Origin of the sequence: Kamptonema formosum PCC 10802 (assembly GCF_000332335.1) — a bacterium.
Lineage (GTDB): Bacteria > Cyanobacteriota > Cyanobacteriia > Cyanobacteriales > Oscillatoriaceae > Oscillatoria.
On the sequence record NZ_KB235948.1, the window covers coordinates 6,562,343 to 6,584,625 of the forward strand.

General features: G+C 53.3%; 14 protein-coding genes. 8 read left to right on the forward strand and 6 right to left on the reverse strand.

What is annotated here, in order from left to right:
• Positions 1-203 precede the first annotated feature (203 nt).
• On the reverse strand, positions 204-5,060 hold the full coding sequence (locus OSC10802_RS44940) for a CHAT domain-containing protein (protein WP_052334339.1): 4,857 nt from the start codon (positions 5,058-5,060) through the stop codon (positions 204-206).
• 413 nt (positions 5,061-5,473) lie between these two features.
• Here OSC10802_RS44940 and OSC10802_RS0128925 point away from each other — a divergent pair, with 413 nt between their 5' ends.
• Together OSC10802_RS0128925 and OSC10802_RS0128930 are read left to right on the forward strand one after the other, a co-directional pair.
• The gene (locus OSC10802_RS0128925) at positions 5,474-6,910 is read left to right on the forward strand and encodes an RNA polymerase sigma factor (protein WP_017720268.1); all 1,437 of its coding nucleotides are present in this window, start codon (positions 5,474-5,476) and stop codon (positions 6,908-6,910) included.
• Positions 6,911-6,925: 15 nt separating this feature from the next.
• On the forward strand, positions 6,926-8,350 hold the full coding sequence (locus tag OSC10802_RS0128930; RefSeq protein ID WP_017720269.1) for a DUF1822 family protein: 1,425 nt from the start codon (positions 6,926-6,928) through the stop codon (positions 8,348-8,350).
• Between the two features lie 375 nt (positions 8,351-8,725).
• On the opposite strand, the gene OSC10802_RS0128940 is transcribed toward OSC10802_RS0128930, so the two are convergent.
• A complete protein-coding gene (locus OSC10802_RS0128940; RefSeq protein ID WP_017720271.1) occupies positions 8,726-9,388 on the reverse strand; it encodes a response regulator in 663 nt (220 codons plus the stop codon).
• 449 nt (positions 9,389-9,837) lie between these two features.
• Here OSC10802_RS0128940 and OSC10802_RS42315 point away from each other — a divergent pair, with 449 nt between their 5' ends.
• Positions 9,838-10,158 carry a late competence development ComFB family protein gene (locus OSC10802_RS42315; RefSeq protein WP_155968890.1) on the forward strand — a complete coding sequence of 107 codons (321 nt, stop codon included), beginning with the start codon at positions 9,838-9,840 and terminating at the stop codon, positions 10,156-10,158.
• Between the two features lie 62 nt (positions 10,159-10,220).
• Positions 10,221-10,592, forward strand: a complete 372-nt coding sequence (locus tag OSC10802_RS0128950; protein WP_026098910.1) for a response regulator transcription factor — start codon at positions 10,221-10,223, stop codon at positions 10,590-10,592.
• A 139-nt stretch (positions 10,593-10,731) separates the two neighbouring features.
• On the opposite strand, the gene OSC10802_RS0128955 is transcribed toward OSC10802_RS0128950, so the two are convergent.
• Entirely contained in the window at positions 10,732-10,908 is a 177-nt protein-coding gene (locus OSC10802_RS0128955) for a hypothetical protein (protein ID WP_017720274.1), read from the reverse strand.
• A 377-nt stretch (positions 10,909-11,285) separates the two neighbouring features.
• On the opposite strand from OSC10802_RS0128955, the gene OSC10802_RS0128960 reads away from it, so the two are divergent.
• A complete protein-coding gene (locus OSC10802_RS0128960; protein WP_026098911.1) occupies positions 11,286-12,266 on the forward strand; it encodes an ABC transporter ATP-binding protein in 981 nt (326 codons plus the stop codon).
• A 705-nt stretch (positions 12,267-12,971) separates the two neighbouring features.
• On the opposite strand, the gene OSC10802_RS0128965 is transcribed toward OSC10802_RS0128960, so the two are convergent.
• Positions 12,972-14,429, reverse strand: coding sequence for a glycoside hydrolase family 13 protein (locus tag OSC10802_RS0128965; RefSeq protein WP_017720276.1), 1,458 nt, complete (start codon positions 14,427-14,429; stop codon positions 12,972-12,974).
• Positions 14,430-14,843: 414 nt separating this feature from the next.
• Entirely contained in the window at positions 14,844-15,227 is a 384-nt protein-coding gene (locus OSC10802_RS0128970) for a CU044_2847 family protein (RefSeq protein ID WP_017720277.1), read from the reverse strand.
• 141 nt (positions 15,228-15,368) lie between these two features.
• Between OSC10802_RS0128970 and OSC10802_RS0128975 the strand changes: the two genes are divergently transcribed.
• Both OSC10802_RS0128975 and OSC10802_RS0128980 read left to right on the forward strand, forming a co-directional pair.
• A complete protein-coding gene (locus tag OSC10802_RS0128975; RefSeq protein WP_017720278.1) occupies positions 15,369-18,893 on the forward strand; it encodes an nSTAND1 domain-containing NTPase in 3,525 nt (1,174 codons plus the stop codon).
• A gap of 82 nt (positions 18,894-18,975) precedes the next feature.
• Positions 18,976-19,335, forward strand: coding sequence for a hypothetical protein (locus OSC10802_RS0128980; protein WP_017720279.1), 360 nt, complete (start codon positions 18,976-18,978; stop codon positions 19,333-19,335).
• A gap of 177 nt (positions 19,336-19,512) precedes the next feature.
• Here the strand turns inward: OSC10802_RS0128980 and OSC10802_RS55925 are convergent, their stop codons facing one another.
• Positions 19,513-19,647 (reverse strand): hypothetical protein, encoded by a 135-nt coding sequence (locus tag OSC10802_RS55925; RefSeq protein WP_017720280.1) that lies wholly within the window; start codon positions 19,645-19,647, stop codon positions 19,513-19,515.
• Between the two features lie 301 nt (positions 19,648-19,948).
• On the opposite strand from OSC10802_RS55925, the gene OSC10802_RS0128985 reads away from it, so the two are divergent.
• Positions 19,949-20,728 carry a C39 family peptidase gene (locus OSC10802_RS0128985; RefSeq protein WP_017720281.1) on the forward strand — a complete coding sequence of 260 codons (780 nt, stop codon included), beginning with the start codon at positions 19,949-19,951 and terminating at the stop codon, positions 20,726-20,728.
• The last annotated feature ends 1,555 nt before the right edge of the window (positions 20,729-22,283 follow it).

A 22,283-nucleotide genomic window follows, 5' to 3' on the forward strand; every position in this document is an offset into this window, starting at 1 on the left:
TTTACAAGCTTTGGCCATACAAAAATCCGGATAATAGCTCTTAAATAGTTATCTGTGCGGCCCCCCCACTCGACAGCACGCACACATGATAAAAAAGTAATTTAAATTAATAGTGTAACCCAAGTTGCTACTTAAGGAGGCAGAGCCTCCTTTCACGGCGTTCCCAAAATCCAAAATCCAAAATCCAAAATCCAAAATGGATATTACTCGGCTTTACCAATCAGCGTAAAGCCAGCCCATTCTCTGGGATCGGGGTGCTGTTTCATGGTAGCGAGCATGGCGTTGCGCAGGGCTTTAGCTTTATCAGAAGTCAGCTGCAGCTGGCGGTAAAATTCAGTCATCAATTCAGCGGTGGGGGCGTCTGGCACATACCACAAAGAGACAAGCACACTGGAAGTGCCGGCAGAAATAAACGAGCGCGACAGCCCGATAACGCCATCGCCGGTGATTCGCCCCTTGCCGGTGTTGCAAGCGCTGAGCACAACTAAATCGGCATTAATTTTCAGGTCGAGAATCTCACCGGCACCCAGCAAACCGCTATCCGTGCCGGTGGGGGCGAGAGCGAGGGCACCCGGCACACCGGAACCCAAATCATCCAGCAACCCGTGAGTGGCTAGATGCACAATTCTAGCTTGAGAGAGCCGCTGCAAAATAGCCTGCTTGGTGGCGCGATTGCCGGTGAGGGCTTCCGTTGAGAGCAACTTAGCAATTTCCAGAGCTTCGCGCTCAGCGCCGGGAAGCTGTGACAGCGGTTGCGCCGGCGCTCCAGATTGTAGCGGAACGCTCGGCATCGTCGGATTCCCCACCACCAGTGCATCTCCGCCTCTCTTGCTGTTTTGCCGGCGGGTTAAATCCAGCACCTGAATCGAAGGAGCCGTGAGAATCGTGTGTTTTTCAATCAAGTATTTTCCAGCGGCGTCTTGCAGTGCGGCAAACGGAACCAGGAACAGCTCATTTTGGGGGATAAACGTGACGCGATCATTGGGATTAGCCGGCAGCAAATCCGCAATCGGTTCGATAAGCAGCTGATACATTCGCTGCAAGTCTTTTGTTTGGCGCGACGGATTCCCAATCTCCACCCTCCCAATTCTGGGAACCACGCTCACGCCTCTGACCCCGATAGAATCGCGGCTGCTGGCAACGAGGGCTTCCAGAGACACTGCCTGTGTGGCTGACCTTTGCGATTGCAGCTCGACGCGGCGAAACGCCACCTCACCGGCAGGCTTGACCACCCAAATATAAATATCCGATTCCAGCTTTTGCCGCCGCCCTTCAATCTCAAAAGGATTCTGAATAATCGAATAGGCAACCAGGGTGGAATTGTGCGCTCTGGCGATTTCTTTAATGCGCTCGATGTTGGGTGGCGCAACAGTTGCGCTCTGTGAGTTCTGAATGCCGGCACGCTTCGCCAGCAACTCCACAAACGCCCTCGCCCTGCCCCGCTCAGCAATTTCCAGGGCTTCTGAAGTTTTGTCCTGCGCGACGAGAACTTCTTGCAGTCCGGCGTAGGCGTTAACCTGACGGTCAAAAATCGAGACTTTATTCAGATCGTCCTCGCCCAATCCCGCTCGGATAGATTCCAAAATATCAATCCCGGCGCGTAAAGTTTCGGCAGCCTCTTGCAACTGGCCATTTTTATGCAGGGCCTCGCCGAGATTTTGCAAGGCGTACCCTTCAGCGGGGCTGTCGCCGATTTTTCGGGCAATTGCCAAGTGCTGCCGGTGGAAATCAATCGCTTTTCGATAATCTTTGAGCGCGTAGTAAGCCAGTCCCAAATTGCCCAAAGCCTGCGCCTCACCCCGCCGGTCGCCAACTTGGCGCATCGCGGCTAAGTGCCGCTCGCTGAACTCAATTGCTTTGCGATAGTCTCCCAAATAAAAGTGAGCAATTCCCAGATTTCCCAAAGCTTGCCCCTCGCCGCGCCTGTCACCGGACTTTTGCGCCAGCGCCAAAGCCTGCTGCAGGAACTCAATCGCTTGCTCGTACTTTTCCAGGGTAATATAGACAATTCCCAGATTTCTCAGCGCTGCACCTTTCCACTGGGCGGCGTCGGCTTCTGGCGCACTGTCCAAACTCTGCTGGTAGTATTCAATCGCTTTTTCATAGTTGCCCAGAGCGCTATAAACTGTTGCCAGAGCGAGGAGAGCCTGCCCCTTTGCTGAGGTGTTTTGCAATTTCTGCGCCAGCGCCAACTGCTGCTGGTGAGACTCCAGGGCTTTGGCGTAGTCTCCCACCTGAAAGTAAGCCACTCCCAGATTATTTAGCGCCTGAGCTTCCCACTGGGAATTTCCGACTTTGCCGGCAGCCGCCACATTTTTTTGGAAGCACTGAATCGCCGCTGCGTAGTTTTTGAGGATGCCGGCAGCCTGAACCTCCGCCCAGCACTGCTCATAGGGCGCGGCAGCTAGGGGCGGCGAGTTGTAAGCCACCGTCTCTGAAAAAGAGGAAAACACCGCCGGTGGCTCCGGTGCGGGTGAGGGTTCCAGCGATTCTACCTGTGGCGGCTCCACCACCGGCGGCGGTTCCGGTGCGGGTGGCGATGGGGTTGCGGTTGCCGAACCGTCTGTGGGTGGCGGTGGGGGCTGTTGTGCCGGCGGCGCAACCGGTGCTGGTGGGGCGTTTCTGGGGGAAATAGCGACAGTGCCCGAATGAGAGTCGATTCCTGCAATCGCAATCTCCTTATTTGCTAGCAGGATGATATTGCCCCCATTTTCTGACGCTGAGGAGGAGTCGATTTTGCCGGCTCTTGTACTGACAGATTCCTGGCTGCTGGCGAGCGCGATATCGCCGCCGTCTGACGCCAGATCGCCGGCGGTTACATTCCCCGCCGCGTACAGGGTAATTTTGCCGCCATTTGTCTGTACGGAACCGGCAGCGGTGTTGATGCCGCCGCTGCTGCTAATCATCCTGACATTTCCGCCAGTGGATGTCACGGAAGCCGCCGCAATATCTCCGGCTGCGTGCAAGGTGATATTGCCAGACGCCGCCACAGAACCGGCGCTGGTATTGATGGCGCTTTGGCTAGCCAGACTGATGTCTCCTCCCGCCACATCGCCTGTCGCGATGTTGCCACCGGCATATAGGTTAATGTTTCCGCTGCTTCCCGAAAGGCTTGCGGCATTTAAACTCCCCGCCGCAATGCTGCCAGAGGTGGCGTGGAGAGAAATCGCCCCGCCACTGCCTGTTTGGGAGCCGGCGTTTAGGCTGCCGGTATTTATCGCTCCCGCTCTGCTGTACAGGGTGATGCTGCCGCTTTTTTCCGAGGCGCTTGCAGCGTTTAAATTGCCTGTGCTAATATTACCAGCAGCTCTCAAATCGATTAAGCCGGCATCCCCGGTTACAGAGCCGGCGCTGAGGGTGCCGGTGCCCGTGGAAATCCCTCCATATAAGCTTTGGATGGTAATTACGCCCCCTTGTCCGCCGGTATTTGCCGCGTTAATATCGCCGGTTTTGATATCACCGTTCGCGGAAATAAAGATGCTTCTCCCATCAAGTTTCTCGCTGGAAGTGTCTAAACTGCTGCCATTGCGGAGAGAAACATTCGATCCACCGGCACCAATCGAGCCGGTGTTTAGATTGCCGGCAGCGCTGAGGCTGACATACCCCCCGGAACTGCTGAGGGTGATGCTGCCGGTATCAATGCTGCCGGTTGCGGGATTCCCCGCCGTGGGATTAACGCCGGCTATTAAACTCAAACTTGGCTGAAGGTTGCGCTCTGACGGATTGATGGTGATATTCCCAGCTTTGATGCTGTCGCCGGCATAGAGACTGAGTGAGCCGCCGGTATAATTGCCAAAGGTAAGTTTTCCTTGTGCGCTGATGCTGGAGCCGTCGAGACTGGTGAAGTTACCCAATTCTCCTGCTAAGCTGCGAATGGAAAAATCGCCGCCGGCACTCAAGTGAGCCCCCGCATAAATCTCGCCATTGCTGATTAAATTCAGGTTGCTGCCGGCTGATATAAATGAGGATAGCTCACTCAATAAATCAATGCCGGCAGTTCCTTGAATGTCGAGATTGCCACCGGCACTCACCCAAGTGTCGCGCACCCGAACTGTATCCCCCGCCTGCAGTTGCGCCGTGCCGGTGGCGTTCAGATTAGTGTTTGCTAAGGTAATATTTCTGGCAGCGGACAGGGTGAGTGTGCCGGTTTCCACTTGCGGCGCGGGTGCCGGAGAATTTCCGATCGCGACATCTCCCGCTTCCACTTTAATGCCGGAACCTGTTAAAATAACGCTGCCGTCGCGGCTGACTTGTGCGGCTGTGGCGTGACCGGCACCAGCGCCGGTAAGCAGTGCGGGCAGGCTGGCGGGCTGGAAGGCGGGGGGGTTGGACGCTTGGAAGGCCGGCAGGTTGGCGGTTTGGATGTCCAAGCCCAGCAAATGTCCGGGCTGGCTGATGCGGACAAGGCTCTCTCCGGGAACGGCGGCAAGAGTGAGATGGCCTCCTGGGGCGGAAAGGGTGCCGGTGTTGAGAACGGTTCCGCCCATCAGGGATAAGCTGTTGCCGGCTGTAACTGCTAGTTCGCCATTGTTGACAATTGCGCCGGGTTGTGCTATGGGAAACGCGAAGGCGGTGGGGGTGCCGGTGAGGGCGGCGCAGTTATTGTCGCCAGCGGCGTGAAACCAATTTGAGCCAAAGCCAATGCCGGTGGCGGTAGTGGCGAGAAAGGACGCCGGCACGTCCAAGCGGGCGTTTTGGCCAAACAGGATGCCGGCGGGGTTGATCAGGTAGAGGTTGGAGTTGCCGCCGGTGACTCGAATTAAGCCATTGATGACAGAGGGCTCGCCGCCGGCTACCCGCCCGAGGATGTTGCGGATATTGGGGCTGGAGAGAAAGTTGGCAATTTGACCCTCACTGAGCCCAAACTGCTGGAAGCTGTGGAAGAGGTTGGCACCGTCGCCAGAGAGGGAGCCGCCGGTGATGCTGAACTGGTTGCCGGTAGGCGTGACAGTCGTGCCGGTGCGGTCTTGTGCCGGCACAATCCGCTGTGCGAGAGCCGGTTGCGAGAGAATGAGTGCTGTAAAGGGTAAAAGTGCGAGCAGCTGCCTGATTCTGTTCATTGTTGGTGCCGGTGGTAGTCAGCCGTGTCGAATCCACACACCCCGATTGATAGGTTATTGCCCTGATTGGTTGCCTCTGTCAAATATAGCTCTCCCACCCTGGGGTCTGTCGAGAGGTACTGTTCGCCGGCACTCCCAAGGGCACCCTACTGGCACAACCGGCTTTCTGGGGGTGGGTCCCCCAGGAGGGAACCCACCCTACGCAAGGAGAGGCGACTTGACGCTGCATAATTCCACAACCCCCTCCCGATAAATGAACCGAGGGTGATTGCAGATCCCGTAGCACATCTGTCTCAGATGTGCGGGCCATGTCGAGGGGGGTGGGGGTGCTGGAAACTGGCGGCGGGGAACGAGCTCTCCCGCCCGGTGCGCAAAAAGCGGTACTCTAAAGTCTGGAGAAAAAACAGCTCACTATGAGAAAGCGCAAGCATCCCATTGAAATGTTTTCAACCTTTTTGAAGGTAGACGAGCCAAGCGATTCTATTGGCCCCGCTTGGCTCACCGACTCGCGGTTGAAACAGAACATGACTCGGATAAGTCTAGCAGAGCCAGATGCCCCAGAAGAATATTGGACGCTGTACTGGCTGAGAGAAGCTTTGAAAGACCCCCAAAACACCCAGGCTCGCAGCCACCTGTCAGCCTATTTAGAGGAAGTCTGCTACTGGACAACTTTCAAAGTTTTTCAAGAAGTTGCCAATATCAGCCAAAGTCGGGTAGACTGTTTTTTTATTGCCCGGGCAGCAGCAGCTAACCCAGCGAAACTGTTTAAAAATTACGACCGGGTGCGCAGCAGTCTGAAAACTTTCGCGCAGTTTCCCCTGAAGACTGCTATTCTAGAAGAAATTCGCGCCGGCAGGGAGTTGCTGAAATATTCCGACCCGGCGCTGCTGCGAGCGGTGACGAGAAAGACGCTGAAAGAAGCGCTGCAAAAAGCTGGACTCCGAGAGGCGGAACAGTCCCAATGCCTGCTGGCTTGGCAGTGCTTTAAAGAGATATATGTGCCGGCAACAGAAGGCAGAAGCAAACAGCTAAAGTCCCCTGACGAAACTCAGCTCGCGGCTATGGCTGAGGGGTACAATCAGGTGCGGAAAAATTCGCTGGCAGCTGCTGACAGTCAGTCGTTTAAAAAATTGCTAGACCAGTGCGTCGGGAGTGTGCGAGGCAGTTTGAGGATTAACACCATCTCTTTGGAGAATTGCGTCTTTGAACCGGCCTTGGCATCTGATGACCCCATAGACGCGCTGGACGAGCCGGCCCAAGAATGGCAGCAAATTCACTCGATTATATCCGAGGCGCTGGCGAAAGTGCAAGACCCCAACCAGAAGATGCTGAAGCTCTGGCACGGGCTGGCCTTCAGGCAGTCGGAGTTGGGCCAAATTTTCGGGCAAAAGCAATATCAAATTTCTCGCCAAATTTCCCGCTGCCAGCAATCGTTACTGACAGTTCTGGCTGAGTGGAGCGCGTCAACTTTGGGAATCACGTTGAGTTCCGACCAACTGAAGGAGATGGCCAACCAGATTGAAGCCTGGTTGGACTCGCACTTTCAATCTTTTTACTTCGAGGTGTTAAAAACTGCTGTTCAAGCTGAGCTGCCGGCGGAAATAGAGTTATTGCGACTGTATTACGGTCAGGATTTGAAACCCCAAGATGTGGCGCGGGAACTTCAAATCCCGGAATCGGTCGTTAATCAAAGGCTGGGGCGAGTAAAGCAACACTTGCTGGCGCAGTTGAGGTCGCACGTGCAAACTACGTTAGGGCTGGATTTGAGTTCTGTAAGTTCAGCGGACAAAAGACTCTCAGCATTTGTTGGCACGTTTTTAGAGAAAGCGCCTTATGCGGTTTTTGAATAGATCGGAGTTAAGCTTATGCTGACAGTTGAAGAACTTATCGGGCAATACCCCAATCAGGTGTGGTTGGAATTTTCACCGCAGGAGCGGGCGGCTGCATGGCCAATCACCGGCGATTATTCTGGCGATGCGCCTCGCTGGAATGCCTACTTAAATCGCCTGGTATTGAATGCGGTGCTTCCCTGGTTGCAAGAAGAGAGCGGCACCGAGCCGGTTATGTGGCCAAGTGAGGGGGCGTTACCTAGCATTTGGGAATTTATAAATGGTACGGCAGTGACTCTGGGTCAAACGCGGATTGTGCTTATTCCCAGTGAGGCGATTGACATAGAAGAATTCTGCGTGCCACAAGAGTGGGTGGATATTCCGAGTTGGAATGCTAACTATTATTTGGCTGTTCAAGTTAACCCAGATGAAGGTTGGCTGCGGGTGTGGGGGTACGCGACTCACGAGCAATTGAAGCGTCGGGGGAGCTATGATGAGCTGAGCCGCACCTATTCCCTGGATCGAGAGGATGTGGTTGACAATATTCATGTAATGTGGGTGGCGCGGCAACTCTGTCCAGATGAAAAAGTAGAGGTACAGCCGCTGCCAACTTTGTCTGGGAATGAAGCGGAAGTCCTAATCGCACAACTGAGTCAACCGGCGCTCTATTTTCCGCGTTTGCATGTGGAGTTTGAACAGTGGGGAGCGTTACTGGAGAGTGAGATTTACCGGCAGCAGCTGTACCGGGGCCAAAGCTCACAAGAAGGAGCGACAGTGCCGGCAGCAGTCGCCGCAGCGCTCCAGGTGCCGGTCAACCTGTCCAACTGGTTCCAGAATGTGTTTGAACAGGGGTGGCAAACGATTGAAGAACTTTTCGGGATGGCAGACTCCAATTTATCTTTTGCATTTCGCAGCCTAGAAATGGAACCGGAAACCCCAGAAACTGTGAGGGATTTAATTGACCTGATTTATACGAGTTCTGATGAAGACCGGCAGAAAATTGCCGCTCAAAGGTTGGGACAAATCGGGAGTGGCAGTGATGGGGCGAGCGCTGCCCTGGTTCATCTAATCCGCACAACGGAGGATGAGGACACTCGCTGGGCTGCGGCGGAGAGTTTGCGCACAATAGATCCGGGCAATCCGGCATTGGGTGTTCAAAGAGTAACAGACTTGGGGATGCAGATAGCCGGTCACGCCGTGGCGCTGATGGTAGCTCTTTTGCCCCGGGGTGAAGGGAAAGTAGCCATTCTCTTGCGGGTGTATCCTTTGCGGGGCAAAACTTATTTGCCTCCTGGATTGCAGCTGATTGTGCTGGATGAAGAGGGCGAGACTTTTTTAGACACTGAAGCGCGGCATGCTGATAACTACATCCAGCTTAAGTTTGGGGGAGATCGGGGAGAGCGGTTCAGTGTCAGGGTGGCGGTGGGAGATGTGGCAATTACGGAAGATTTTGCGATCTGAAAGTTGCTAGTTTTTCCCTCATTCCCAGGTTTGTAGTTGGGCTTTAGCCCAATTCGGGGTTTGTAGTTGGGCTTTAGCCCAATCCGCTTTCCTCGTTTCCTCGTTCCCAGGCTCAGCCTGGGAACGCCTGAAAGGAGGCTCTGCCTCCGTCTCTCCTAGCAATGTTCCTGGCGGCGATCCGTTCCAACACGCCGGCTCTCCCGCGATTCTTTGTATGGGGCACAATAAATCCGTTTTCTTGAATAGCTGCCAGAAACCGGCTTTCTGTTTCTGGGTTAGCTCAGCCTGGAACTTTACCAGCACAAAAAACCGGTTTCTTGAATTTCTTGAATGCCCTTCAATCCAAAATCCAAAATCCAAAATCCAAAATCGGTATCACTCCCCCTCCTCCAGCAGCGGCAAAAACGTATTAGCAGCAATTGCCGCCTGAGTGCGATCGCGAAGATTGAGCCGGTGGAGAATATTAGTGACATGATTCTTCACCGTTCCCTCCGAAATGTAAAGTTCGCGAGCAATCTCTCGGTTGCTCGCCCCCTTAGCAATCAGCCGCAAAACTTCTCGCTCTCTCGGCGTCAAATCCGTCCATCCCGGCGGCAAAGAAGCCGGTGGAGTCCTATCAGGAACCGGCACCTTGGCCAGAACTTTCTCCAGTAACTTTGGCCCCAGTTGAGTGTACCCTTTGTGAACCGTGCGAATCGCCACGACCAACTCCTCCGAAGGCATATCTTTCAGCAAATACCCCATCGCCCCGCACCTGAGCGCCTCCGCCACATATTCATCCTCATCAAACGTCGTCAGCACCAACACTTTCACCCCCGGAAACCGCTCGCAAATCACCTTTGTCGCCGTCACCCCATCCATCACCGGCATGTGAATGTCCATCAGCACCACATCTGGCTGTAGCGCTTCGACTCGCTTAATCGCGCTTTCGCCACTCTCAGCCTCTCCAACCACATGCAAATCTGGCTCTCCCTCCAGCAAAAGCTTCAATCCATGACGAATCAGCTTCTGATCGTCCACCAGCAAGACGCGAATCATTACGACACCCTCCCCGAGGAGAAATAAGCAGCCCCAGCCGCCTCTTCAGCCGTGGGTGAAGGGCGAAGGGGTGTGCGGAACGAGCAATATGCCGATAGTACGATGAAATTTCTCGATTAGGGAGGTATTTAGCACTCTCAGGGAGGGGTTTCACATTCGTTAACCCCCCTCTTCTCCCCCCTCCCCGCAAGCGGGGAAGCCGGTTGGGGGGTGGGGTTCGCAGAGCGCGAAAAGTTCTCAATTGCCGGCTGGCTGGACGGTTGAGCAATCCAACCCTCAACATCCTCCCCTTCAAAATTGCTATCATATATGACAAAAGTCACAGGCAAACATCCCCCTGCAGTCACAGATTGGTTCGTGACTTTCTCCTCATGTGGCTCCCGAGCTTAATCTTTACCATTGAGCTAGCAAACACCAATCGCACTGTAGCGCGCACCCAGGAGGCCATTATGGCACTCGATTCCGTCCCAGTTTACCGCAATGCCCTCGAACCGGCAGTCGTCCGCGAAGTCCACCGGCAATTGCAAACTCTGCCGCCCCGATTAGTTTCGTATATAAACCCAGTCCAAGTGATAGCCTACGCCCTCAACCGGCTCCCCCCCCTGTACGCCACCAGCGAAAAGGGATGGGAGCTGCAACAGCAGCGCATTCACACGGAATTGGAAGCAGAGATTGTCATGGAGGTGCGTCGGGGAATCGCCGCAGTCGAGCGGGACCCCTTCAGAGCGGCTACCCCCTTTCGCCAGCGAAATGACGCCCCAACCATTTGATTCCAGGCTCTTTTCCCACACAGTCCAGTTTACATTTCTCATTAGCAATCAGGGAGGCTTTTATGAGTACAGTCATGATTGTGGACGACAGTGCCACGCTGCGGCAAATGCTTGCAACTTTCTTGACAAAAAGCGGCTTTAATGTTATAGAAGCGTCTGATGGCGTCGAAGCAAAAGAGAAAATTCAAGTTAAATGCCCTGACTTGGTGGTGCTGGACATCCTGATGCCCCGAATGAACGGTTACGACTTGTGCCGGTGGCTGAGAAGCGACCCCAAAGCCCGTCACATTCCTGTAGTAATGTGTTCCAGCAAAGCTGAAGAGTTTGACCGTTACTGGGGAATGAAGCAAGGCGCTGACGCCTACATTGCCAAGCCTTTCCATCCCGCCGAAATGCTGAACACCGTCAAATTGTTCCTCAGCAAAGGGCGCTAGTCAATATGGGATCTGCTGCGGTAAACTATCTTGTCCACAGAAGATTTATCCTCTCTCACCCATCTTGTCCAGACGCGACAAATCGCGTCTGGATTCGGGAGAGAAAAACTTGCTCTACCGACAGCAAAATGGTATAATGTCAGACCCAGTTTACCGGGCTGGCGAGAAGGCAGACAATGTGCACCGGCAGCAGGCTTTGCGGTGCCGGTATCATCTCGCCCCGCATGTCTAGCAACTGCACAATCACCAGATAAGCCGTCGCCAGAATCAGGGAAATCGCGCCGGTGACAATGGCAACAAGTTTTGAGCGATCCATAGGGTGCCTCGATATTAGAAATACTCTTAATAAAAGTTTAAATTATACTGCCGCAGACGCCAAGGAAACGGGCCAGGTGTGCCGGCGGTTGCAGCGCCCCGTTCGCCGCTCGCAGTTGGGCGTTAGTAGGGTGCGTTCCCGCACCAGCGAACGCACCTCCATCGGGAAGGGTGGGATAGGGAACGCACTCTACGAGTCAGGGGATAAGGGGCAGAGGTTGGGGTGCGGGGTTCACCCCACAAATGCGCTCAAATGCGCCACACCCGCCCCTGCAGCTGCCGAAAATTGAGCCAGCCAGACAGGACATTATTCCACAGTGATACAAAAACCGGCAAAATAGGGAATAAATAAACTCAGTAGCCACCTGTCGCCCAATGATGGATTCTGCCGAAACTTTGCCAGCTGAACCCGCTGCGCCCCCCCGCGTGCCGGTGGTGCAGACGTATGAACTGAGGAAAGTCTACCGCACCGGCTTCTGGATGAACCAAAAAATCGAATCCCTAAAAAGCTGCACCCTCACAGTGTATCAGGGAGAAACCTTCGGGCTGCTCGGACCCAACGGAGCCGGCAAAACCACCCTCCTGAAAACCCTGCTGGGAATTGTCCGCCCCAGCGGCGGGCGCGGGTTGCTTTTGGGGCATCCTTTAGGCGATCTGGAAGTCAAACAGCAAATCGGATACCTCCCAGAAAACCCCTACTTCTACGACTCCCTCACCGGCTGGGAATTTTTGAAATTTGTCGCCGGACTTTTTCAAATCCCCGCATCCGTGCAGCGCCAGCGCATCCCCCAGCTGCTAGAATTAGTCGGGCTAGCTAAGTCAGCCGCCCGCAAAAAGAAGCTGCGCCAGTATTCCAAAGGCATGCTGCAGCGCATTGGCATGGCTTCCGCCCTGATTAATGACCCCGAAGTCGTATTTCTCGACGAGCCCATGTCCGGACTCGACCCAATGGGGCGCTACCAGATGCGAGAAATTATACTCGCCCTGAAAGCCAAACGCAAGACCATATTCTTCAACAGTCATATTCTCTCAGATGTAGAGCAAATCTGCGATCGCGTCGCCATCCTCGCGCGAGGCGAATTGATTTGCACCGGCTCCCTAGATGAACTCCTCGGCACATCCGAAACCTACTGCGTCAGAGGTCAGGGCGGAAACCCAGACATCCTCAAACAGCGAGTCTCAGACATACAATTTGAGGGAGACACCTGGTACGGACACATGCAGGGAAACCCCCAAGATTTCCTATCCAGCCTCTACCTCACCGGTGCCCAGCTGATGACTTTGAACCCCACGAGACAATCCCTCGAAGAATTCTTCATGGAACAGTTGCGCCAGCGGGGAATCACCTCAAGCAGTTGAGAGGTTTTATGCGTTAGGGGTTAGGTGAAGAGGTTTCAGATTTTAGCGGTTGTGCATTTAATTTGCGCTCTACACCTCTAGTCCCTCGTTCCCAGGCGGAGACTGTAAACGCTGCGATGGGGGCTCTGACCCCTGTCCAGGGACAAGCAGATTAACAGCCTAACAGCTTACAGGTCTGGCGGGAGAGAAAAATGAATTGCCGGCACTTTATAGCAGTAGCCACTTAGATTAGAACATTAGACCTTCAGGCTCGGCGGACGCCTGCCCTACGTCTCATATAGCAGTAAGCATTTAGGAACCCTACATTCCGGCCTCCCGTGCTCTCCCGCTCCCGAAGCTTCTATTGTTTTAACCAATATGACTGCTGCTATATTATATCATGCCCGGTAAATTAAGCCTAATATAGCAGCAGACAGTCAGTGTAGCGCACTGGTCGGAGGGAACGCAATTCCTGCGAAGTATAGGCGTAGGGCAGGCGTCTCGCCTGCCCTAGGTCCGCGCCCTAAGTGGCTACTGCTATATATAGCGGTTTTCAGTTCGATGAAGTGCGCCCCAGAAACCCGGTTTCTTAAAGAAATCGGGTTTCTTGTAGGGGCGGGTTCACCCAAGATGTCTGCGGCTAGGGAAGACAATCTGTAAACCCGCCCCTACGAACATGAAAAACGCGCTTAGCACCGGCTTGCCGCAAAATAGAACCCATGACCTCTATCCGAGGACGCACCCACTGCGAGCCGGAAGGCTCAATTCCAGCCGGCTCGACTCTCCCTCAACCTGCCACGACGCACTGGCATTGCCGTAGAGCATCTTGCTAGGATAAGATTTCACACCGGCAACCTCAAAATTGACGTGTGCCGGTGCGGTTCCCACATTAACCGCAACAATCAGCTCCTCCGCCTCCTGAATGCGAGCGAAGACATAAACCGTGGACTCAGCAAACAGCACTTCATACGAGCCGGTGCGCAGAGCCCTGTATTTGTGGCGCAGGGCGATCAGCCGCCGGTGGTAATCCAAAACATCGGTTTCCCAGTGCGCTTCCATAGGAAAACCGCGACGGGAGTCCGGATCTACACCTCCAGCCAAACCCACCTCATCCCCATAATAAATGCTGGGAGCCCCCGGAAAAGTTAGCAGCAACAAAGTTGCCAGCTCAACACTCGGCTTGTCCCCACCGGCAATACTCAGCAGGCGCGCCGTATCGTGACTGGCGAGCAGATTCAGCTGCGCCAGCTGAATCTCCCAGGGGTACAGCTGCAGCAGTTGCTTCATCTTTTCCGCATACTCCCCCGCAAACAGCGGCGGGTGGGGCTGGTACGACCGGTCTTGCACCAGATCCATCACCACGCGATCGCCCGCAGTAAAAGCAATCGTCGGCGCTGCAAACAAATAGTTCATCACCCCATCGAACTGCGTCCCATCCAGCCACTCGCTGGCGTCGCACCAGACTTCGCCGACAATGTAGGCGTCGGGGTTGAGAGCCTTCACCCGCTCGCGAAATTCCTGCCAAAACCCATCCGTCTTAATCTCGAACGGAACATCTAAGCGCCACCCGTCGATGCCGAAATGAATCCAATATTCGGCAATCTCCATCAGGTACTCCCGCACGTCTGGGTTATCGTGGTTGAACACCGGCAGCGCCCGATTGCCGGCCCAACCGACATAATTAGCCGGTTTGCTGCCATCATAAGCAGACAGTGGCCAGCCTTCAATCTTGAACCAGTCCACCCAAGGAGAATGGGGGCCATTTTCCAGAACATCATTGAAAAAGAAAAAGCCGCGACTGGAGTGATTAAACACCCCATCGAGCACCACCTTGATGTTCCGTTCGTGCGCCGCATGCAGCAACTCCCTGAAAGCTGCATTTTTCCCCAACATCGGATCGACCTGATAGTAGTCGTGCGTGTGGTAGCGGTGATTGCTCGCGGATTGAAAGATCGGCGTGAAGTAAATCGCATTAATCCCCAAATCCTGCAAGTAGTCCAGCTGCTCCAGCACACCCCACAAGTCCCCGCCCTTGTAACCCTGAAGTGTCGGAAGCTCGTGCCAGTCTTCCCAGCGGGCATTCCTCAGCAACTGCTTGCGAGGCTGCTTCCCCCGAGCAAATCGGTCTGGAAAGATTTGGTAGAAAACCGCGTGCTTGACCCAATCTGGTGTTTTAATTTGCATAAATACCTTTATAGCCTTCCATTCCTAAGGCTACAACCACTTTTTGTTTTCGGGTTGCCACCTCTGACAGAAACTGACTTACAGGGGTGGCTGAAATAGCAGCTATTCCTCGATAAGCCGCGACTGTATAGCAATGGACAGCTCAGTCATGGACAAGGCCGCACCGCAGCGCTTACGCGCCTCAATGCGCGTGCCGCGCCCTTGCCAGCGCGTTCCGCAACGGCACTTCCGGACATTGGGACAGGCAAGATGCCTGTCCTGCGAGGTATATCCCCAGGGGCGGCTTCGCGAGTCCCGCGCCGCTAGCAGCTGGCGCAGCCGCAACGCTTACGCCCTTCGGCCAGCCCTCAATGGTCCTAAGCAATTTGGCAGGTGCTATCCAAGAGATGGATTTACAAAATTGGCATGCTCCCGTTAGGGCTGCGACTGCCCACCGGCTGGTTTGGTTGGGAACTTGCACTTCACCTCAATTTCCAGATTGCTTTCGGCTGAGCCTTCAGTAATGTAGGGAATGCCGGTTTTGCCGCCCAGCTTCAGGCCAAACTTCAGCCTTACCTCCTCAATCTCAGCGGCGCGGAAATCCTGAAAAGCGCTCAGGGCGTACATTGCGTAGCCCCGAATCATCTGGCGAGCTTGCTGCATCTTAACGGTGGCATCTGTCCGGAAATCACCGTAGGACTCGTCATCCTCATCCTCTTGTATCCCCCCAGGGGCCACAGTCGGGGCCGTCTTTGATTCCACATAGACCTCGTAAGTTTCGCCCTCTGCCTCAATTAACAGACGCTGTACTTCTGCCATGAGCCACCTTTGTAAAGTTTCTGTGAAGTAGACGCAAAAAATTTAAGGAAAATTTATATGTCTGCCAAGATGGCAGTGCTTTAATTAGAATAGCAGCTACCGCCGCCTTTCACCATCCCTTTGTAACATCGATTTTACTCAATGGCCCGTTACGCCCTAGTTGTCGGCATTCCCCAATATCCCAGTCCCCTGAAAAATTTAGAGAAGACCACTGCAGATGCCGAAGCCGTAGCGCAAGTCTTGGAGCGGTATGGCGGCTTCGCGGAGGTGAAGCGTTTGCCCTCACGCCGCAACCCGGAGACTCAGAAACGCGAAATGGCAGCCAAGGCGCTAACCGGAGCCGAACTGGGTGAAGCCCTGCGGACTTTGCTGCTGGAGCAAGCGACTAACAGCGAGGCCCTGATCTACTTTACGGGACACGGCCTGACTGTATCGGGCAACTTGGGCCAAGCCAGCGGTTACTTAGGCACTTCGGACTGCGAGATAGAAGTGCTTGGGGACCGGATTGTCGAGCAAAAGCGCGGAATCGCTCTCAATGACCTCAATGAGCTGATCGTTGAGTCTGAGCTGAGCAGTCTGGTTGTTTTATTCGATTGCTGCCACAGTGGCCATTTCCTGGAACGCAATCTCCTCGAGCGCACCTTCAGCGGCTTCAGCTCCCAAAAGGATTACTACCTGATTACCGCCTGCAGGAGCTTTCAGGAAGCCTACGCCCTCAGGAGTGAGGAGCGCAGTGTCTTCACCGGCGCTCTGCTAAAAGGACTGGCGGCAGAAAATGCGGACGCCGACCGGCGAATCAGCGGCGATCGCCTGTTTGACTGCATCAGCCGCGAACTCAGAGGCTCCCAGCAAGAACCCCTGCGGTTGGGCTGGGGCAGCTCCCTGATTTTGGTAACTCACCCGCCCGCCATCCCAGCAGCCACACACAGCCTTCCGCCCACCCCTGCGGTTAATCGAGACAATCCTTATCTGGGGTTGCAAGCCTTCGACACCCAGGAGGCGGATTATTTTTTTGGGCGCGAACCAGCCGTGAGAGCTTTGCTGGATCTTCTCAAAAGCGGTCGTTTTCTAGCGGTGATTGGCCCATCGGGTTGCGGCAAATCATCCCTGGTGAAGGCCGGCTTGTTGCCGGAACTCAAGCGCGAGCGCCTTCCGGGCAGCAGTCAGTGGCTGGTTATGTCCTTCACTCCCGGCGTGCGCCCCCTAGAAGCCCTGGAAAAAGCTTTGGCCCAGCCAGAGCCGCAGGACAAGTCACTGTTGCTGTTTATCGACCAGTTTGAGGAAGTTTTTACCCTTTGCGAAGATGAAGCGCAGCGGCGAGAATTCATCCGCCGCCTGAGGGAAGAAGTCACCAACACTCACCGGCTCACGCGAGTGATTGTGGCCATGCGAGGGGATTTCCTAGACCGCTGCGCTGCTTATCAAGAAGCGGCAATCCTGATCAACCGGACGCAACCCACGACTTACTTTGTGACGCCCCTGACGCCGGCGCAATTAGAAGAAGTGATTGAAAAGCCGGCTGACAAGCACGGCGTCAAATTTGAATGGGGACTGGTGGGGGAAATCATCGCCGAAGTGGCAGACCAACCGGGAGCGTTGCCCCTGTTGCAGTACGCTCTAGCAGAATTGTGGCGAATTTGCGTCACCGCCTCTGAATCGCCCCAACCCGAACTCACCCGCAAATGTTATGAAGAGATTCGCGGCGTCAAGGGAGCCTTAGAAAACCGCGCCAGCGATCTCTATGGAAATCTAGCGCCGGCGGACAAAGATTTTGTGCGCCGCCTGTTCTTGGAACTGGTGCAGCTGGGCGAAGGTCAAGAAGTCACGCGCCGTCGCGCCACATGGCAAGAGTTGGAGGCGATTGCCGATTCCCCAGAACAGCTGCAGCGGGTGACGCGACAGCTGGCCAGCCAGCAGCAGCGCCTGATTGTTACCGATCATAACAGCATCGAAGTCGCCCACGAAGCCCTGCTGTCAGAGTGGCAGTTGCTGCGCAGTTGGATTGAGCAAAATCGCGAAAATCTGCGTCTGGGCCGGCGTTTGAGGGCTGAGTGCCAGGAATGGCAGAACAACAGCCGGCAAGAGGGGATGCTGCTAGCCGATGCGTGGCTGGCGGCCATCGCCGAGTGGGTGGACAAAACTCAGCCCAGACTGTCTGCGCTGGAGCGGGAGTTTTTGCAGAAAAGTTTGGAGAAGCGCGACCGAGAAGTGCACGCGCAGTTGGAGCAAGAGCGCCGGTTGCGGGAACTCGCCGAAGCGCGTCAGAAGGAAGCCGAAGCCCGAGAGATCGTTGAGATAGAAAAATCTCTGGAAGCCGAAGCGCGGGCCAAGGCTGAAGCGGAAAAAGCTGAGAAAGAAAGAGCTAGAGCCAAGGAGGAAAGAAGAAAAACTGCGGCGGCGATGGCCGCAGGAGTATTTGCCGCCTCGAGTTTGGGACTGGGGCTGCTGGCACAAAAACTCGAAGAACAGGCAAAACTAACCGAAGCAACCAACTTGGGAAACTTGATGGCGCAAGCCAAGCAGGATTTTCAGAAGGGGGATCAGCTAGAGGCACTGATAGCGAGTGTGAGAGCACTGAAGGCGCTGAAAGAGATAGGAGGTGACCAATCTAAGGCGCTTGCTGAACTGCAACCAGTAGTTTATGGAGCTCGAGAGCTTAACCGCATTCAGGCTCACGAGGGAGTGGTGAGAAGCCTGAGTTTTAGCTCCGATGGTACTATTGCCTCTGCCGGTGAGGACGGAACGGTTAAGCTGTGGGCGAAGGATGGCACGTTAAAACAACCAATCAGAACCGGCAGCCCTGTGTACAGTGTGAGTTTCAGCCAGAAAGAAAATATCATTGCCTTTGGCAGTGAAGACGGAACCGTTAAGCTGTGGGCGACAAATCAGACTGAGCCAACAACTCTCAAGGAAAAGCATAAAGACCGAGTGTGGAGAGTAAGGTTTAGTCCAGATGGAAAGACGATTGCCTCTGCCAGTTATGACGGAAGCATTAAGCTGTGGGCAAAGAATGGTACTTTCCCGAAAGAAATCCCACCCAGAAGTAAGGGCACTGTTTACGGTGTCAGTTTTAGCCCGGATGGAAATACGATTGCCTCTGGCAGTGCTGACGGAAACATTTATCTGTGGACAGCGAAGGGAGAGCCCCTGAACAAAACCAAAGCCTATGACAACCCTGTCTATGATGTCAGTTTCAGCCCGGATGGACAAATCCTTGCCTCTGCCGGTCATGGCAAAAGTGTAAAATTGTGGAAGAAGCGGGGTGCCTCCTGGAAAGATGGTATCATCTTGTGGCAGGAGCTTAAAGACCATGAGCAAGAGGTTTATAGCGTGACTTTTAGTCGGGACGGTACGATTGCCTCTGGCAGTGCTGACGCACATATCAGGCTTTGGAGCAAAGACGGCACTCGTTTGGAAAGCTTCAACTGTCGCAGTTTTGTTAATGAAGTTAAGTTCAGCCCCGATGGAGAAACTGTGGCCTGTGCCACCGATGCTAAAACCTGGCTGCTCTGGAGCGTAAAGCCCCGAGCCCATACAAGCTCTAATCTAGATGAAATGCTCGGGGATAGCTGCGCGCGGTTGCGGGACTATTTGTCCGCTAACCCTAAAGTAAAAGTAGAGGAACCCGAACTGTGCCCGCAGGAGCCTTCCCACATCCCACATTAAATTTTGTTACAAAGCGCCTTTGGAAGGTAGTTTTTGTGGCATAATATAATTGCTGTTTATTTAGGAAAACGAGGTGCATAATATGGTTAATCCGGAAGCCGATTGCGGAAAGCTTTCAAATCAAGTTGGTGCTGATAATCCTTCTTTTTTGGAAAGAACGAACAGGCTTATAGAATTTTTGCGAAAGGCCGAAGCTGCTGAGGTGGATGAGGTGGCTGCTGAGGTGGATGACATGGCTGCTGAGGTGGATGATATGGCTGCTGAGGTGGATGAGGTGGATGAAAATCAGAATACTGAACGGGAAAAAAGGAAAAAAATACTGCAATGTTTCCAGGTCATTCACCAAGAATTATTTGACCTTCAGCAAACACAGCCAGAGTCAAACTTTTTACGCACTTTCAATGAAATAATGGCCTGCCCACCACCTTCAAAATTCCACTAACCGGCCACAACCTTCCCCCCTCCCCCCTTGCCATGAGAGTTCACCGGCAGTGGGGAGGTTTTTTCGTGACAGGGCAACACTCCACTCCCCGCACCGGCACGGAGTTTGTACTTAGGACTTCAGTCCTCACTTCAGGACGTAACGATCTCAAGTAGCGCCCTTACTGCGAACGCAAGCTTAAAGCGGTTTTCCATTGCTTTTGGCACCCGCCGGCCCGCTCTTGGCCACCTGCCGGTGGGCCACCCGCACCTGCCGGTGGGCCATTTCCCCGCCGCGACCGGCATGGGGTATGGGGTATGGGGCATGGGGCATGGGGCATGGGGCATGGGGCATTGGGTTGTGCCTGAAACCTGATACCTAACCCCTAGCTCCTAACAGCTCCCCTTGGCCACCTTGCCGGCACCCCCCACTCCTGAAACAGGTGCATAAGTTTTTTCCCTCTCACCTATTAACGCTATGTAAGGACAAAGAAACAGCGGAATGGTTCAGGGTTCCAGTGACGAATATGACTGAGAAACCCGTGCAATCCGAAGAGCAAGCGCGATACTTGCAACGCCCGATGTCCTTTCACTTGACTTAATTTTCATCTTACCACAGCACTCCCAAAAACATTATGGCTACCTACACTCTGAAAGTTTTGAACAATACCGTTCTCAAGCAACAGCCGATTCCCAGCAATCAAATTACCGACCTCAACCAAAAGCAAACTCTAACTGCCGGCACGCAAATTCCCATACACAGCTATCGTTACGACGCCGGCACCGAGCATTACAAAATCGCCTTTCTTTCTACATCATTTAAAGGCAAAAATACCTGGTTCGTTCACAATGACCAAGACATCCAAATCTTGAAAGATGGGAAACGCATTGACCCTTTGCAGCCGATAAAGCTGAACGTTCACTGGCACAGTCAGTTAGATAACAGCTACGAGCCTTACGGAACCTGTAATGTCACCTCAGTAGCCATGTGTCTGGAATACTTTGGCATCAAGTCTCAATACCCCAACCAACAGTTAGAAGACGAACTGTTCCTCTATTGCCAGGATAAAGGCTATGACCGACACTCTCCCGAAGACCTGGCACGGTTAGTGCGAGACTACGGCTGCCAAGATGACTTTCAATATAAAGCTAAATGGCAAGATGTTAAGAATTGGTTAAGCAAAGGCTACCCCGCCATAGTTCACGGATACTTTACCGGCTCAGGACATATCATTACCATCATCGGCTTTAACGACCAAGGCTTTATTGTTAACGATCCTTACGGAGAATGGTTTGATAGTGGATACGACACCAATGCCAATGGAGGGGGGCTGATATATTCTTACGAAATGATGGAGCGCCTCTGCGGACCCGACTCAGACGGTCAGTTGTGGATTCATTACATCTGGAAGTAACCCTTCTGGCCAAGCCTAATTAACGCAAAATCAGCAAAAATTAGGCAGCCCAACTAAAATGTGTGGTGCCGGCACCTCAGATAACTCCCCCTACAGATAGAGGATTGGCGTAAGTCAAAATCGAGAAACCAGTATTCTTAACAATACTGGTTTCTCCCCGCTATAACCAACCGGCGATAGTTTTTCAGACGCCGCGACCGTCTAGCATCAAATTCATAAAATTATCCATCCCCTAATCCCCAAATCTCGGCTCATTGCCTATTTCTACTTACCTGTTTCTCTCATAATTGACTGGAAAACGATCTGTATAAGCAATAATAACTTAGGACAAATCACTAGGTAAAAGTCACTTATGAAATATGAAAAAATCTCCGCAGGCTTGCTAGTTGCCTTACAGGATTATAGCAGGAGTCATATTGCTTAGGACATAAGTTGCCAGGGGATAAAAGGCGTAGGACAGGCGTCTCGCCTGTCCTACTGTTTTAACCTAAGTGCATACTGCTATATATAAAAAGTATTCAATCGAATTTATCAATAGCTAACCCAAGTCGCAACTTTTGGAGGCAGAGCCCGATCGGCGTTCCGGGGCGGGATTACCATGCCACGGCGTCAAGAAATCTAAAAAAATCTCAAAATTCTGGCCGCCGCTGTCGGGATGGCCAAAATTTGTGAAAAATTGTAACAAAAAAAGGTGCTGGCGGATGCCGTGAGAGAGGGGAGGGGGCTTGCCAACGAAACCGGCTCGTGGTAGTGTTAAGTAATAATGGAGTGGGGGCAAAAATAATATTTTTAGTCAGATTCCCACTCTTAAACCCTACCATGCCACGCCGTCAAGAAATCTAAAAAAATCTCAAAATTCTGGCCGCCGCTGTCGGGATGGCCAAAATTTGTGAGCAATTGTAACAAAAAAGGTGGGGCGGATGCCGTGAGGGGAGAGGGCTTGCCAACTCAACCGGCTCGTGGTAGTGTTAAGTAATAATGGAGTGGGGGCAAAAATAATATTTTTAGTCAGATTCCCACTCTTAAACCCTACCATGCCACGCCGTCAAGAAATCTAAAAAAATCTCAAAATTCTGGCCGCCGCTGTCGGGATGGCCAAAATTTGTGAGCAATTGTAACAAAAAAAGGTGGGGCGGATGCCGTGAGGGGAGAGGGCTTGCCAACTCAACCGGCTCGTGGTAGTGTTAAGTAATAATGGAGTGGGGGCAAAAATAATATTTTTAGTCAGATTCCCACTCTTAAACCCTACCATGCCACGCCGTCAAGAAATCTAAAAAATCTCAAAATTCTGGCCGCCGCTGTCGGGATGGCCAAAATTTGTGAGCAATTGTAACAAAAAAAGGTGGGGCGGATGCCGTGAGGGGAGAGGGCTTGCCAACTCAACCGGCTCGTGGTAGTGTTAAGTAATAATGGAGTGGGGGCAAAAATAATATTTTCAGTCAGATTCCCACTCTTAAACCCTACCATGCCATGCCGTCAAGAAATCTAAAAAAATCTCAAAATTCTGGCCGCCGCTGTCGGGATGGCCAAAATTTGTGAGCAATTGTAACAAAAA

Bases quoted from the DNA above. Each gene is read 5' to 3' on its own strand.
- OSC10802_RS44940 (WP_052334339.1), bottom strand. From the start codon at position 5,060: ATGAACAGAATCAGGCAGCTGCTCGCACTTTTACCCTTTACAGCACTC.
- OSC10802_RS0128925 (WP_017720268.1), top strand. From the start codon at position 5,474: ATGAGAAAGCGCAAGCATCCCATTGAAATGTTTTCAACCTTTTTGAAG.
- OSC10802_RS0128930 (WP_017720269.1), top strand. From the start codon at position 6,926: ATGCTGACAGTTGAAGAACTTATCGGGCAATACCCCAATCAGGTGTGG.
- OSC10802_RS0128940 (WP_017720271.1), bottom strand. From the start codon at position 9,388: ATGATTCGCGTCTTGCTGGTGGACGATCAGAAGCTGATTCGTCATGGA.
- OSC10802_RS42315 (WP_155968890.1), top strand. From the start codon at position 9,838: ATGGCACTCGATTCCGTCCCAGTTTACCGCAATGCCCTCGAACCGGCA.
- OSC10802_RS0128950 (WP_026098910.1), top strand. From the start codon at position 10,221: ATGAGTACAGTCATGATTGTGGACGACAGTGCCACGCTGCGGCAAATG.
- OSC10802_RS0128955 (WP_017720274.1), bottom strand. From the start codon at position 10,908: ATGGATCGCTCAAAACTTGTTGCCATTGTCACCGGCGCGATTTCCCTG.
- OSC10802_RS0128960 (WP_026098911.1), top strand. From the start codon at position 11,286: ATGGATTCTGCCGAAACTTTGCCAGCTGAACCCGCTGCGCCCCCCCGC.
- OSC10802_RS0128965 (WP_017720276.1), bottom strand. From the start codon at position 14,429: ATGCAAATTAAAACACCAGATTGGGTCAAGCACGCGGTTTTCTACCAA.
- OSC10802_RS0128970 (WP_017720277.1), bottom strand. From the start codon at position 15,227: ATGGCAGAAGTACAGCGTCTGTTAATTGAGGCAGAGGGCGAAACTTAC.
- OSC10802_RS0128975 (WP_017720278.1), top strand. From the start codon at position 15,369: ATGGCCCGTTACGCCCTAGTTGTCGGCATTCCCCAATATCCCAGTCCC.
- OSC10802_RS0128980 (WP_017720279.1), top strand. From the start codon at position 18,976: ATGGTTAATCCGGAAGCCGATTGCGGAAAGCTTTCAAATCAAGTTGGT.
- OSC10802_RS55925 (WP_017720280.1), bottom strand. From the start codon at position 19,647: ATGCCCCATGCCCCATACCCCATACCCCATGCCGGTCGCGGCGGGGAA.
- OSC10802_RS0128985 (WP_017720281.1), top strand. From the start codon at position 19,949: ATGGCTACCTACACTCTGAAAGTTTTGAACAATACCGTTCTCAAGCAA.